Source organism: Mycoplasma sp. 2575, from assembly GCF_053851635.1.
The window spans coordinates 15,505-31,125 of the sequence record NZ_JBSQBB010000010.1; the positions used below are offsets into that span (position 1 = coordinate 15,505).

The 15,621-nt window shown below is 28.7% G+C and carries 12 protein-coding genes; 9 read left to right on the top strand and 3 right to left on the bottom strand.

The features are described from left to right. The first annotated feature begins 137 nt into the window (after positions 1-137). The 7 genes from rplU to rpmE all read left to right on the top strand — a co-directional run bounded on the left by rplU (position 138) and on the right by rpmE (position 7,402). Positions 138-440 carry a 50S ribosomal protein L21 gene (rplU, locus tag ACWXVU_RS02365; RefSeq protein ID WP_438340303.1) on the top strand — a complete coding sequence of 101 codons (303 nt, stop codon included), beginning with the start codon at positions 138-140 and terminating at the stop codon, positions 438-440. A 3-nt stretch (positions 441-443) separates the two neighbouring features. Continuing rightward, entirely contained in the window at positions 444-704 is a 261-nt protein-coding gene (rpmA, locus tag ACWXVU_RS02370; RefSeq protein WP_438340302.1) for a 50S ribosomal protein L27, read from the top strand. 99 nt (positions 705-803) lie between these two features. Beyond that, complete coding sequence (locus ACWXVU_RS02375) at positions 804-1,292, top strand: MSC_0623 family F1-like ATPase-associated protein (protein ID WP_456012117.1); 489 nt, start codon at positions 804-806, stop codon at positions 1,290-1,292. Then, positions 1,282-2,826 (top strand): MSC_0619 family F1-like ATPase alpha subunit, encoded by a 1,545-nt coding sequence (locus ACWXVU_RS02380; RefSeq protein ID WP_455993610.1) that lies wholly within the window; start codon positions 1,282-1,284, stop codon positions 2,824-2,826. Before ACWXVU_RS02375 ends, ACWXVU_RS02380 begins: the two co-directional genes overlap by 11 nt. Continuing rightward, complete coding sequence (locus ACWXVU_RS02385; protein ID WP_444704770.1) at positions 2,826-4,202, top strand: MSC_0618 family F1-like ATPase beta subunit; 1,377 nt, start codon at positions 2,826-2,828, stop codon at positions 4,200-4,202. Before ACWXVU_RS02380 ends, ACWXVU_RS02385 begins: the two co-directional genes overlap by 1 nt. Before the next feature lie 536 nt (positions 4,203-4,738). Further along, positions 4,739-7,120, top strand: coding sequence for a phosphoketolase family protein (locus tag ACWXVU_RS02390; RefSeq protein ID WP_456012118.1), 2,382 nt, complete (start codon positions 4,739-4,741; stop codon positions 7,118-7,120). Between the two features lie 72 nt (positions 7,121-7,192). Next, positions 7,193-7,402, top strand: a complete 210-nt coding sequence (gene rpmE, locus ACWXVU_RS02395) for a 50S ribosomal protein L31 (RefSeq protein ID WP_438340297.1) — start codon at positions 7,193-7,195, stop codon at positions 7,400-7,402. A gap of 61 nt (positions 7,403-7,463) precedes the next feature. Here the strand turns inward: rpmE and ACWXVU_RS02400 are convergent, their stop codons facing one another. The 3 genes from ACWXVU_RS02400 to ileS all read right to left on the bottom strand — a co-directional run bounded on the left by ACWXVU_RS02400 (position 7,464) and on the right by ileS (position 11,032). Next, positions 7,464-7,703: a hypothetical protein gene (locus tag ACWXVU_RS02400; protein ID WP_444704768.1), complete on the bottom strand. Its 240-nt coding sequence runs from the start codon at positions 7,701-7,703 to the stop codon at positions 7,464-7,466. 82 nt (positions 7,704-7,785) lie between these two features. Next, complete coding sequence (locus ACWXVU_RS02405) at positions 7,786-8,370, bottom strand: signal peptidase II (protein ID WP_456012119.1); 585 nt, start codon at positions 8,368-8,370, stop codon at positions 7,786-7,788. After that, the gene (gene ileS, locus ACWXVU_RS02410) at positions 8,357-11,032 is read right to left on the bottom strand and encodes an isoleucine--tRNA ligase (protein WP_456012120.1); all 2,676 of its coding nucleotides are present in this window, start codon (positions 11,030-11,032) and stop codon (positions 8,357-8,359) included. Before ileS ends, ACWXVU_RS02405 begins: the two co-directional genes overlap by 14 nt. A gap of 149 nt (positions 11,033-11,181) precedes the next feature. Between ileS and leuS the strand changes: the two genes are divergently transcribed. Continuing rightward, entirely contained in the window at positions 11,182-13,587 is a 2,406-nt protein-coding gene (leuS, locus tag ACWXVU_RS02415; RefSeq protein WP_456012121.1) for a leucine--tRNA ligase, read from the top strand. A 536-nt stretch (positions 13,588-14,123) separates the two neighbouring features. Beyond that, positions 14,124-15,383 carry a hypothetical protein gene (locus ACWXVU_RS02420; protein ID WP_456012122.1) on the top strand — a complete coding sequence of 420 codons (1,260 nt, stop codon included), beginning with the start codon at positions 14,124-14,126 and terminating at the stop codon, positions 15,381-15,383. Positions 15,384-15,621 lie beyond the last annotated feature (238 nt).

Consider the following 15,621-nt stretch of genomic DNA (forward strand, 5'->3'; position numbering starts at 1 on the left):
TTGTTTTTTTATTTTGCCGAAATATACGCAAATTTGTGGTAAAATAATCAAGTTACTTATAGAGTAACCATTCTAAACAGGTTTTTAAACTTTTTAAAAGTACCTCAAAGATGTGACAAAATATAAGGAGATTTTAAATGTTTGCAATTATCGAAACAGGTGGTAAACAATTAATCGTTAAAAAAGGCGATTCTATTTATATCGAAAAAATCGATGGAAATGCAGGGGACAAGGTTGTTTTTGATAAAGTTTTAGCAGTCGAAAATAAAATTGGAACTCCATATTTAGAAGCTGCTTCTGTTTTAGGTATCATTGAAAAACAAGGGAAAGCAAAGAAAATTGTTGTTTATAGACACAATGCTAAATCAACTCATAAACGTAAATTAGGTCACCGTCAACCTTATACAAAAGTTCAAATTGCAGAAATTAAGGAGAAATAAGACATGGCACATACGAAATCTGGTGGAACAACCTCGAATAGTAGAGACTCGGCTGGTAGAAGATTAGGCGTTAAGGCTACTGATGGACAATTTGTAACAGCCGGAAGCATTATTTATAGACAAAGAGGAACAAAAATCTTTCCTGGCAATAACGTAGGCAAAGGAAAAGATGATACATTATTTGCTTTAATAGATGGTATTGTAAAATTCGAAAATAGAATTAATAGAAAATTTGCTTCAGTATATCCTATTGTAGAAAAATAATGGCTTTGCTATTATTTTTTTATTATCAATTCCTAAATTATTAGGAAATTATGGTTATAATAATGTTGTTTTATTATTTAACTTATTTTAAGGAGAAAAATGCCTGAAAAAAAATCTATATTAATAGATGGAAATAAAGATAGAATTTTGTTCTGGTTTGAAGATCAAAAAAATCAAAATGAAATTAAATTAATTGATTTTAATAAACTTATTTCAACTATTTTATTTAAAGGTAATTTTAATACAAAGGATTCCCGTGTAATTGACTTTCTAGAGAGAATTAAGAAATCACTTATGGATTATCTACCTATAAAATTTGCCAATTTTATTGTTAACTTCGAAGAAAACGCTATATTTAGCATTTATAAAAAAGTTCCATTAATTTATGTGAATAATGAAGAATTTGAATGAAATAATGACTTCGAAAAATTATATAATGAGATTCTTAAGGACCTAATAAAAGATGGATATTATGTTGAATTCTTGCCTAACATTATTTTATATTTCTCAGACATAGCAGGAATTTTGAAGTTATATATTAAAAAAAGTTATTTTATGAATGATAAAGGAGAAGAAAATGGAAAATAGTAATGCTAAACCAAATAAAAATCCCAAGATAATTTCTATTTTTGGTTATATTGTTGAAGTATCAGGACAATTTCCTTATGAACAAGGACAACAATTTGTTTGCGAAAGAGATACAAATATTAAATTAATTCTTATTAGCGCTACAAATGATCACGCGTTTTTATTAGCTAATAATGAAAATAAAGAGTTAAAAATTAATGATACAATAATCGCTACCCAAAAGCGTGATGTATTTACTTCAAAACAACATTTTGGAAATGTAGTCGATATTTTTGGAGATGTTGTTTTACCTAAAAAGCTTGCTGTTGAAAAACAAAAAAATGATCCTGAAAGTGCCACATTTAAACTTGCTCATCAATTAATGAGTGTTCAAACATTAAATGAGCAACTATATACAGGATTCACATCAATAGATTTATTAATTCCTATCGGAAAAGGACAACGTGAATTAATTATTGGGGATAGACAAACCGGAAAAACTCACATAGCAATTAATGTTATCTTAAATCAAGCAAAAACCAATACCAAGTGTGTTTATGTTGCAATTGGACAAAAAAGAGAAAGCATATCTAAAATTTATAATACCTTAAAAGAACATGATGCTTTAAAAAATACTATTATTGTTGATGCGCCTGCTACTAGTGCATACGAGCAATATCTAGCTCCGTATGTAGGTATGGCACATGCTGAAAACATTTCATTAACTGATGATGTTGTTATTATATTTGATGACTTAACAAAGCATGCTAATATTATTAGAGAAATTGCTTTATTAACTGATAAGCCTGTTGGTAAGGAAGCAATGCCCGGCGACATATTTTTTGCTCATTCACAATTATTAGAACGTGCTGGTTCATTTAAAAATAGAAAAACAATTACTGCTTTACCAATTTTACAAACTATTGATGGCGATATAACTTCATTAATTTCTTCTAATGTTATATCAATTACTGATGGTCAAATTGTAACTAGCGCTGACTTATTTTCTCAAGGTGTTTTACCGGCTATAAATATTAATTTATCAGTTTCAAGAACTGGTTCATCAGTACAAAATAGAATTATGTCAAAGGTAGCTTCAGAAGTAGGTAAAATCTTTAAACAATATAAGAGACATTTAAAGCTTGCTGCTCTTGATTATGAATTGAATAAAGAAACTGCAACATTATTGTACAAAGGAAAAATGATTGATAAGATGTTTATCCAAAAAGGATATACATTATATTCGAATAAATTTGTTTTATTGATGTCTAAACTAATTTCATGAACTATATTACATGGGATTAAGGATGAAGAAAAAGCGCTAAGATTTATCGATCTTTTAATTGAAACAAATCAGGAAGCTAAAAATGCTTATAATACTATGCAAACAAGTACAGATTATGATGATAAGATTATGAAAAACTTTTTTGCATATGCTTTAAAACAATATTCAGATTATTTAAATTTAGGATGAGATGTTGAATATGAACATGAGTTTGTTGAATTTAGTAAGGAATATTTAGAATTAGTTGCTAAAAAGTTAGGAGATAAATAATGGGAAAAATAGTTAAATTATGATCTGACATTATTGAAGTTAAATTTAATAAAAAAGAGTTGCCATTAGTTAATCAATTACTAACAACGAATGACGGCAAAACTTATTTATTGGTAAAAAGAATTATTGATGAGGAAACAATTAGAGCTATTATTATTTATTCTTCAAAAGAAATTAACATCAATGATGAAATTATTAATACCAAACAAAGTTTTATGGTTCCAGTTGGTTCAGGTTCCAAAAATAATATCTATTCATTTGAGGGAAAACCGTTACTTGAAAAACGTGGAACAAAACCTATATATATTGAAATGAATTCAATTATTAACAACGATCGCTATCTAGAGAGTAATCTAGAAATAGTTGAAACAGGAATTAAGGCAATTGACTTCTTTATGCCAATTATTAAAGGATATAAATTGGGTATATTTGGTGGCGCCGGTGTTGGTAAAACTGTTTTAATGAAGGAAATTATTTTTAATGTTAATAAAAAATCAACAAAGACTTCAAATATTTTTATTGGTTCCGGAGAAAGATCACGTGAAGCTATTGAATTATTTGATGAGTTAGAATCATCAAATTTAATGAAGAATTCAGTAATGTATATTTCAAAAATGAATGAATCACCAGGAGCTAGAATGTCGATTGTACCAATTGGTATTACAGCTGCCGAATATTTAAGAGATTATGAAAAAGATGATGTCTTATTATTTATTGATAATATTTATCGTTTTATTCAGGCTGAAAATGAGGTTTCTGCTTCATTGGGTAAAAAACCTTCTGTAGGTGGTTATCAATCTACATTAGAATCAGATGTTGCTAATGTTGAAAATAGATTATTTAGAAACAAAAATGGATCAATAACATCATTCCAAACTATTTTCTTGCCAATGGATGATTTAAGTGATCCATCAGCCGTTGCAGTATTTAATCACCTTGATGGTAATCTTGTTTTATCGCGTAATCAAACCTCAAAAAATATTTTCCCTGCTTTTGACCCTCTAGCTTCTTCATCACACTCTGTTGATGAAAAAATTATTGGTAAAGCACACTTTGACGCTATCATAGAAACAAAAAGAATTTTAAAAGCATATAAAGACCTTGAAGATGTTATTTTGATTCTAGGATTTGATGAATTAGATGAACAAAGTAAGAATACAGTTAAAAAGGCTCTTCAATTGGAAAATTTCTTTACTCAAAACTTCTTTATGACTGAACACTTTACAAAATCTCCCGGTGTTTATGTTTCGTTGGAAGATACGATAAAATCTGTTCAAAGAATTTTAGATGGTAAATATTTAAAACAAAGTCCCGAAATTTTTGCTTATGTTGGTTCAAATCTAGATATTCCGACTGATGAGGAATTAGGATTATAAAATTACTTGCTTTTGTTGAACATAGATAAAAAATCCAGTCACATTTGTGCTTGGATTTTTTTAATTAGTTGATAATAGGAAATAGCTAAGAGAAAAAAAAGAAATTGTAATAGAGATACGCCAAAAATTGTGTTTCATATATTGAAACATCAAAAAATTAAATTATATTTATTTATCAGTTGTAATTCATCACAAAACAAATAAAATTCTCAATTAAAATTTATTTTCAGTAAATGATCTAGATTTAGTTATTAAACATATGTTAAAAAAATGGCTTTTTATAACTAAAAACTATTGTAGAAAATTATAATAAATTGATATAACAAAAAAGAATACAGTTGTCATTAAATCAAGAAACTCTACATACGCTTTTTTGGAGAAATTGACAATAAAATGTGTTTTTAAAAAAATGACTATGTTTATTGTAGGGCATTTTTTGTTTTTATGTATGATTAGCTATTAACCCCTTTACTTCTTAATAAATTGATGTAAAATATTATTACTATATTTTTTGCAAAAATATATTATGGAGGAATATGAATAGTAATTTTGATAAAAAAGAATATTTTGAATTAATGGATAAGTGATTTAGAGCAGCTAATTATTTAAGTGTTGCTCAAATCTATTTAAGAAACAATCCATTATTAAAAAAAGAATTAACAAAAGATGATATTAAATTATATCCTATTGGTCACTGAGGTACAATTCCTGGACAAAATTTTATTTATACCCATTTAAACCGTGTTATTAATAAATATGATTTAAATATGTTTTATATAGAGGGTCCTGGACATGGCGGCCAAGTCATGATATCTAACTCATATTTGGATGGTTCTTATTCAGAAATTTATCCCCAAATTTCACAGGATGAAAAAGGGATACAACGAATGTGCAAGCGTTTTTCATTTCCTGGTGGAACAGCAAGTCACGCTGCTCCTGAAACACCTGGATCAATTCATGAAGGTGGAGAATTAGGCTATTCATTATCGCATGCAACAGGAGCAATATTGGATAATCCTGGTGTGATTGCAGCTGCGGTTATAGGCGATGGTGAGGCTGAAACTGGGCCCCTTTGTGCTGGATGATTTTCAAATTCGTTTATTAATCCAGTGAATGATGGTGTTGTTCTTCCTATCGTTCATCTAAATGGTGGAAAAATTTCTAATCCAACTCTTTTAGCAAGAAAACCAAAAAAGGAAATTGAACAATATTTTTTAGGTTTAGGTTGAAAGCCATATTTCTTTGAATGAAGTGGTAATAAAACTAGTGTTGAAATTCATCAAGAAATGGCTGAAATCATGGATCAAGCTATTGAAGATATTCTAAATATTAAGGCTAAGGCAGAATTAGTCGGGCCGAATAGTGCAACAAGACCATTATGGCCTATGCTAGTTGTTAGAACCCCGAAAGGTTGGACATGTCCAAAAGATTGAGATGGACAAGCAATTGAAGGCAGTTTTAGAGCACATCAAGTGCCCTTGCCTGTTAGTGCTTTTAATGTTACTCACATTAAAGAGTTAGAAAAGTGACTAAAATCATATAAACCTGAAGAACTTTTTGATGAAAACGGAACTATTCTAGCAGAAATTAAAAACCTTGCTCCAAAAGGTAAGCAAAGAATGGCAACAAATCCAATAACAAACGGAGGAATCAATTCACGCTATCTAGATTTATCTCCATGAGAAAAATTTGCTACTAATGTTGAATATCCTGGTAAAAATAAAGGGCAGGATATGGTTGAGCTAGGAAAATATATGGCTGATGTTGTAACAAAAAATCCTGATAATTTTAGGGTCTTTGGTCCTGATGAAACAAAATCAAATAGATTATTTGAACTTTTTAGAGTTACTAAGCGTCAATGATTAGAGGAATATTCGGACAAATATGATGAATTTGTTGGTCCTGTTGGTAGAATTATTGATTCACAATTAAGTGAGCACCAGGCTGAAGGCTTTTTGGAAGGTTATGTTTTGACTGGGCGCCATGGTTTTTTTGCTTCATATGAATCATTTTTACGGGTTATCGATTCAATGTTAACTCAGCATATGAAGTGATTAAAGAAGTCTTTAGAATTGAAATGAAGAAATGATTATCCATCTCTAAATATTATTGCAACTTCAACAGCATTTCAACAAGATCATAATGGTTATACGCACCAAGATCCTGGCCTTTTAGGCCATCTTGCCGACAAACGTCCTGAATTAATAAGAGAATATTTGCCTGCAGATTCTAATACACTTTTGGCTGTTATGGAAAAATCATTAACCGAAAGAAATGTTATTAATCTAATTGTTGCTTCTAAGCAACCGCGAGAACAATTTTTCAATATCGATGAAGCAAAAGAACTTGTTGAAAAAGGCTATAAGGTTATTGATTGAGCTTCAAATGTTAAGGAAACAGAAACGCCTGATATTGTCTTTGCATCATCTGGTGTTGAACCGAACCTAGAAACACTAGCAGCAATTTCTATTGTTCATAGTCATTTTCCTAAGCTTAAAATCAAGTATATTAATGTTGTTGATTTATTAAAATTAAGAAATCCTAAGATCGATCCACGTGGAATTAGTGACGAGGAATTTGATAAGGCATTTACAAGAGATAAACTAGTTGTGTTTTCTTTCCATGGATTTGAAGGTTTAATAAGAGATATTTTCTTTGATCGAACAAATCACAATTTAATTATTCATGGTTATCGTGAAAATGGTGATATAACAACTAGTTTTGATATCAGACAATTAAGCGAAATGGATAGATACCATATTGCTAAAGATGCGATAGAGAAATTATATGGTTCTAAGGAACAAAATTTTATCGATTTAATGAATAAAAAAATACAAGAACATAATGAATATATTCATGAATTTGGTTACGATATGCCAGAAGTTGTTGAGTGAAAATGAAAAAATATTAATGAGTAAAAATAACGCTTTTATGTTATAATTTTTGCTAGTTAATTAACTTCAATAAATAATATATAAGGAGCATATTCTATGAAAAAGGAAATTCATCCAAAATATTCTGAAATTCATGCAACATGTTCATCGTGTAGCACAGATTTTATTTTTGGTTCAACCGCTGAAAAAGTATCTTTAGATGTTTGCTCTAATTGTCATGCATTCTACACCGGAAATCGTACAGACGTTAAGGCACGTGGTCGTGTAGAAAGATTTAACAAGATATTAGAAAAATCAAAAAAATAAGTACTTATTTCAAAAAAGAAGATTAATAATAAAAAACTAGGAAAGTTTCCTAGTTTTTTATTTATAAGCAGTAATGAAAGCCAACATTGAAGCCAATGTTATTATCAGTATCTTCCCATTTTGCATTGAAATCTTTGGTTTTAATTTCGCCCTTTGAAGAATTTACTGATCTTATTAGACCTACGGTAGAGCTTATTGCTGAGGTGATTATTGGAATTGCTCCTAATATAGAAGTAATTAAGGCTGATATAGCAAATCCGCCAGCAATTTCATCACATTCTTTTTCACTTAATTTTTTCATTTTTCCTCCCTATAAATTTTTAATTTATAAACCTGGAAATATAACAAATATATGAAAAAAGAGCGAAAAAAATAAGGTTTAGTTAAACCTTATTTTCGTCTTTTGTTAGTTTGTTCTTTTTATAATGTTTTATTCAATGTATGGTTATAATTGATAAAACCACACTTATTGCTCCTAAAACTAATCAAATATCAGCAAAATTTAAAACACCTTGGTTTGCTCACGGAAAATTCATAATATCTCTTACGCCACCGAATATAAATCTATCAATCATATTACCCATAGATCCAGCACTTACTAAGCCAAGAAAAATAGTTATGCATATTGAATGTTTTTCTCTAACAAAAGTTACGCCTCATAGTGAACCTAAAATAATGGCAAAACTAAATGTGTGCAAGACTGGCAAATTGCTTTCAAAAAAACCTAACGTAGTGCCAGCGTGAAAAACTGATTTAAAGATTATAAATTTATTGCCGATTTCATAGTCTAGATCTGGAGATAAAATGCTTTTATCTTTTCATCTAAAAATATATTCCTTTGTAAGTTGGTCTATTAATAAGAAAATAAATAATGCTCCCAAAAAAATTGCTATGTTAACAAGAATGAATTTTCAATTTGTTTTTCAATATTCTTTTGAAAAGTATTTTTCCTTTTTATTTTCTTGCATCAATAACCTCCTCGCATCTAAAGCAAATTTCATTTTTAAAACTAAATTGATCTTTTTCAAAGTGATTTCAACATCTTAGACATTTATATGATTCGCGTTTTTCAACCTTCATTTCGTTTCCGATGGTTAATTTAGCAATCATTAGTAATTTAGCTAGTGGTAACGATTTTATGAATTCTGATTTAGTTGTAATAGTTACAAATGCCTCGTTTTGTCTCTTAATTTCTTGCAATTTAATCTTTTCTTCAATTAATCTATAAACTTCGTCTTTTAGATCAAAAAATTCTTGTCATTTATCGCTTAGCTTTGTTGAAAAAGTTTTATTTAGATTTCATTTTAATAAGTGTACAGATTCTTGCTTATTAGGTTCGTTATAATATTGATATACTTCCTCCATAGTTGTTGGAAGTATAGGAGCAAGTATTTGCAATAAAGTTTTAATGGTTTTGGCAAAAACGGTTTGAACTTGTCTTCTTTCATAGTTATCTTGTTTATTTAGATATAAAATATCTTTTGTAATTGTGATGTAGTAAGAACTTAAATCAATGATAAAATTATTTACTTCTTTAATAACATTTACAAATTTATAATTTTCATAAAAAGATAGAATTTTTGCTTCCAAGTTATTTATTTTTTCAAACATTAATGCATGAATAGATTCAAGACTAACATAATTAAAATCAAAGTCAAATAGTGCTCCTAGCATAAATTTGATTGTATTTCTTAATTTACGATAAATTTCGACATTTTGTTCCAAAATCTTATTATCAATTGTAATATCGGCCGTGTATTCAGAGTTTGCAGCTCATAATCTTAAAATATCTGAACCATATTTTTTTACTATTTCTAGCGGGTCAACTGTATTTCCTAATGATTTAGACATCTTGCGCCCCTTGCCATCGAGGGTAAAACCATGCGATAGAAATGACTTAAAGGGACTTTTATCTCTTCAAGCAACCGAATTTATCATTGAGCTATTAAATCAACCGCGATATTGGTCTGAACCTTCAAGATATAAGTCAAATGGCGCCTCAATAGCAGCAGGTTTAACACCTAGTGAAGTTGATCCTGAATCAAATCAAACATCCATAATATCATTTTCCTTAGTGTATCCAAGTTTTTGATATTTTTCAGGTAATAATTCGTCCGCTGTTTTTTCATATCATATGTTTGAGCCATGTTTTTCTATAATATTTATGACATAGTCAAATATTTCTTCTTCCAATATTGGATTTTTGTTTTTGTCATAAAAAACAATAATAGGAACACCTCAACTTCGTTGTCTTGAAATACATCAAGTATCGCGATTTTCAAGCATTAATTCAAGGCGGTTTTTTGATCACTCGTTATATGTTTTAACATTATTTATTTCATTTAGAATTTTATCTTTAATCTTTTTAACAGATACAAATCACTGAGGAGTGGCGCGATACATAATTGGAAGATGGGTTCTTCAATCATGAGGATATGAGTGTTTTATCTTTTTGAATCCAAGCAACAAATTATTTTCCTCTAAGAAATTACCAATTAATGGATTAGCATCATCATAGAAAATGTTCTTAAATTGAAGTGCTTTTTCATTTAATGTCCCATCATCATTGACGTGCATAATTTTTTCAAGGTTGTTTTTATTTCCAATAATAAAATCATCTTCGCCAAATAAAGGCGCCATATGGACTAATCCTGACCCATTTTCAAGTGTAACATGGTGTCCCTCAACGACTGGACAAATTAGTTTATTAATTGGACTTTCGTATTTTATTCCTAATAAGTCTTTACCTTTGAAACTGCTTCCAATAATTTCATATTTTTCTCATTTACATTGTTGAGCAACTGATTCAACTAGGCCTTCGGCTAAAATGTAAGTAATATTATTAACTTTTATTTTGATGTATTCAAATTCTGAATTGATAGCTACACCTGAATTTGCAATTAATGTTCACGGAGTAGTTGTTCATATAATTAGTTTTTCATCCTTACAAACAATATTATTGCCTTCTGTAATCTTAAAGGCAACAAATATTGATGGTGAAATATGGTCTGCGTATTCAACTTCAGCCTCTGCTAGGGCAGATTGTGAAGAAGGCGATCAATATATTGGTTTTAGGTCCTTGTATATCAAACCATCAAATAGCATTTTTTTAAAAAGTCTTAATTGTTGTGCTTCAAATCTTTTATCTAAAGTAACATAAATTTCTTTAAAATCAGTTAGCAATGAAAGCTTTTTAAATTGTTCCATTTGTTTTGCAACCTGACTTAGGGCATACTCTTCACATGCTCTTCTTAGTTCCACAACTGAAAAATCTTTTGCAGTCATTTTTCGCTCTACTAACATTTTGTGTTCAATAGGAAGCCCGTGAGTATCTCAGCCGGGTGTAAATGGAGCATAAAAGCCTTGCATATTTTTGAATCGTACAATTATGTCCTTAAGGATTTTATTTAACGCATGACCAACATGAATATTCCCATTCCCATATGGAGGTCCATCATGCAAAACAAATGTTTTATTCCCTTTGTTGGAAGCTAAAATTTTTTGATATAGTTGTTCATCTTCTCATTTTTTTTGGAAGATAATTTCCTTATCAGCAAGATTTGCTTTCATTGAGAATTCTGTTTGTGGCATTAATAATGTGTCTTTATAATCTTTACTTTCTTCAGCCATATTTTTTCCTTTATTGTTTTGTTGTATTACAGTTAAAAATAATATATTAAATTTTACAATAATTTATATAAAAACAGTGCTAATGTTTTTTGTAAGAAATTAAACAACATTATATTTGTAAAAAAAGATATTAATGTAAAATTAATAACATGTATAACCATAAACTAATAGAAAAAAAATGACAAGATTTTTGAGAACAAAATAGATCATTTAAGACAACAAAAAAAAGCAATAAAAAGGCCTATATTCTTGATATGTTCCCATATCCTTCGGGGTCTGGTTTACATGTTGGACATCTTGAAGGCTATACTGCAACAGATATAATTTCACGTTACAAAAGATTAAACGGATTTGATGTATTGCATCCAATTGGCTGAGATGCTTTTGGGTTACCTGCTGAGCAATATGCAATTAAGACCGGAAACCACCCAGCCCCCTTCACAATAAAAAATATTAATAACTTTCGTAGACAATTAAAACTAATGGGATTTTCATATGATTATGATAAAGAAATTAATACTACTGATCCCAAGTTTTATATCTGAACTCAATGAATTTTTAAGGAATTATATAAGCATGGACTTGCTTCAATTGAGGAAATTGACGTTAATTGATGCGAAGGATTGGGCACAGTATTGGCCAACGAAGAAATTATTGAAATTAACGGGCAAAAAGTTTCGGAGCGCGGTAATTTTCCTGTCGTCAAGAAGCCGATGAAGCAATGAGTTCTAAAGATCACTAAATATGCTGATAAACTCCTAGAGGGATTGGCTAGCCTTGATTGACCCGAAAGTTTAAAATTATTACAAAAAAATTGAATCGGAAAATCACAAGGTCATATTGTTAGATGAAATCTTAAAAATTCAAAGAAAAATATTGCAACCTTCACAACCAGATTAGATACTATCTATGGTGTTTCATCGATTATTATTAGTCCTGAGCATCCATTGCTTTTAGAAATTTGTACAGATGAATATAAGAAATTAATTATCGATTATATAAATATAACAAAAACAAAAAACGACCTTGAAAGAACGCAACTTAATAAAGACAAGACAGGCTTGTTCACCGGTGCATATGTTAGTCATCCCCTAACAAATGAAAATATTCCGGTTTGAGTTTCTGACTATGTTTTAATGAGTTATGGCGAAGGGGCAATAATGTCTGTTCCTGCTCATGATGCCAGGGATTATGAGTTTGCAAGAAAATATAATCTAACTATTAAACAAGTATTAGAAGCGGAGAAGTTACCGTTTGTTGACGATTCTAAACATATTAATTCTGATATCGCAAACGGCCTTAAAAAAGCACAAGCAACAGAAGTTATTTATCATAAATTAAATGCGATGGGCGTCGTTGATAATAAAACTAATTTTAAATTGAGAGATTGAGTATTTTCACGTCAACGATATTGGGGCGAACCGTTTCCGGTTTTATTTGATGAAAATAATAAAATTTATTTAGTTGATAACTTAGTAAAACTTCCTGAGGTTAATAATATTAGAGCATCAGGCTCAACAGAAGGACCACTTGCCAACATTAAGGATTGATTATATGTTGAAGTTGATAATAAGATATATCGACATGATACTAATGTAATGCCCCAATGAGCGGGGTCTAGTTGATATTTCCTGGCCTATATTTTAAAAAATGATGACGGAACATATTTGCCGCTTGATAGTCAAGAAGCAAAGGAAAGATTTAATCAATGGTTGCCAGTGGATTTATACATAGGCGGCCAAGAGCATGCCGTATTACACTTATTATATGCTAGATTTTGACATAGATTTTTATATGATTTAGGCATTGTCAATACCAAGGAACCATTTCAAAAGTTAATAAACCAAGGTTTAATTTTAGGACCAGATGGACAAAAAATGTCAAAATCTCTTGGCAATGTCATCAATCCTGATGGTCTAGTTGAATCACATGGTGCTGATGCCCTAAGGTTATATGAGATGTTTATGGGCCCCTTAACTGAGTCAAAGTCATGAAATACAGATTCTCTCAACGGAATTAGAAAATGACTCGATAGAATTTATCTTATTGTTGATAAATTAAGAAAAAACATTGATATAACTGATGAAAATCAGGAACTTGATAGTAATATTAATCAACTTATTTTGGATATTAGTGAAAATATTGAAAAATATAAGTTTAATATAGCAATAAGCAAGTTTATGGTCTTTATTAATTTTCTTGCGAATATTGAAAAAATTAATTCATTAGAAATTATTAAAAACTTTGCTATTTTATTTTCACCTTTCGCTCCTCATATAGCAGAAGAATTTTTGGAAATGATTGGTGAAAAATCGATATTTTACCAAAAATGGCCAATCGCCAAAACTAATTTAATTATTGAAAAAAATCCGCAAATTGGTGTACAAATTAACGGAAAGTTGCGTGGTCAGTTAGAAATTCGGCCAATTTGGAATAATGATGAAATTGTTACGCAGGCAATGCAGCTTGATTCAATTAAGAAATGATTAAAAGACAAGCAAGTGATTAAAGTTATTTATATTGAAAATAAAATATTGAACATTCTAATTAAATAAAGAAATTTAGATAATAACCAAAAATAAGAATACATTAGGCAAAATAAAATAATTAGACTCAAGTCACAAATAATGATTTGAGTTTTTTATTATTTTATTTCGTGTATCAATTATTATAAATGCCTCTAGTGAAACAAAAAATGAGTATAATCAAGGCCGATAACATATATTATTAAAGTATATATTTTTTAAAAATGAAATATCGGTTAAAAAATTCTTAAATATTAATATATAAACTATTTATTTTATGTTTAATTTAAGCTTAATTTGTGACTTTCATTTTTTTATTAATATGTATTAATGAATTATTTATGTTTTTATTTGCATTGGTTTATGGCAGTATAAAACTTTAGTTTTTTTAAGCCTAAAATTAGAAATATTATACAAAAATTAAGTGATGGAAAAAAAGTGTATAGTAAGTTAAATTAGCCATAAATTTTTAATTTAAAATATGATTTTTCTTTTAAAAAAGCGCTATTTTTTTTTTTTTGGTTGGTCATATAATTATAAAAAATACTAAATTGAAAGGAAAAAAAATGAAAAAAAGCAAATTACTTTTTTTAGGATTTTTGCCTGTTTTGGCAACACCAATTATGGCTCTATCATGTGCAAATCCTGCTAAACCAGAAGAACCAAAAAAACCAATTGAACCAAGCAAGCCAGAAAAACCAGCAGAACCAAAGAAATCAGAAACTCCAAATGAAGATAAAAATCAAGAGTTTGGCAATAATACCAAAATTGTTTATGAAGATTTAAAGAAACATCATTCAAAAAAAGTCCTTACAGATTTAATAAAACAAAATAAACCAATTACGGATCTATTAATTAAAAATGCAATTAATCTAGACTCAGTTGATTCAATTAACACTAACAATAATCTTATAAATAATATAAAAAATGAAGCACCAAAAATTGAAATTGATTTTGGTGATCCAACTAATGAAGAAATTAAGAATGTAATTGATAATTTTTATTACAAGAATTTATATAAACATTATGATAGATCAAAAGAAGGCAAGCAAGGTTTTGATTTTTTATTAAACAATGATAAAGGAATAGTTTTGTTTCCAAATGAACCAGAACACAATGTTCCTTGAGATGAAGATGATGAACCTTTTATAATAACAAGTGATCAAAAAATAAATGCATTATTCGAAGTTTTTAGTGGTAAAAAATTGCCATTTACTCAGGAAGAAAAAGATACCTTATTAAGAGATTTAAAGAAGGATACAAAAAATCATAAAGAATTGGAAGATGAAATAAGTACTAAATTTAGTGGTTTTGTTGAATCTGAAATTAAGAAGGTTAAAAATTTTTTTGAAGATGTTTTGGAAATTCAAATAGAAGAAATTGAGGATCAAATTTATGATTATTTTAATATGATAAATGGTCCAATTGGCGACACAACAACTCTTTGAGATGTTGAGCAACGAGCTAATTTAGTTAAAGACTATATCAAACAAGTTCAAACTTTAGAAAAAACATATTCACAATATAAAGATTTTGGAAATACATTTATTACCTCTGATGGAAAAGTAATAAAGGAATCTGATTTATCTAATATTGGTATTACTTATCCTAAGGAAGAACTTATTAAATATCGTGAACAAGCCTTTAAAGAATTGCGAGAAAAAATTCAATTTAAGGTATATATATCAAATCCATATGAACCGTTTTATACTAGCCCATATGATGCCGTTGAAAAAATGCATAATTTTACCAATAAGATAATTGATGAACAGCAAAAAAGGCTAAAAAAGCTAAAAGAAGATTCAAAAACTATTGATTTCAACTAAAAATCCATCCTAAAAAAGTAAATATTTAAAATAAAAAAATTTAATAAAGGTGTTAAACTCACCTTTTTTATTTTTTAAAATCGCAACTATAAACCTTTTTAATGAAGGCTATTTATTTGCTAAAAATAAATATATGTATGAATTTATAGACATAATTATTAATTTATTAGTTAAAATATTTCATATATTCAATGGTTATTAAAGAATTTTTAACCTTTTTATCAATATATATATATAT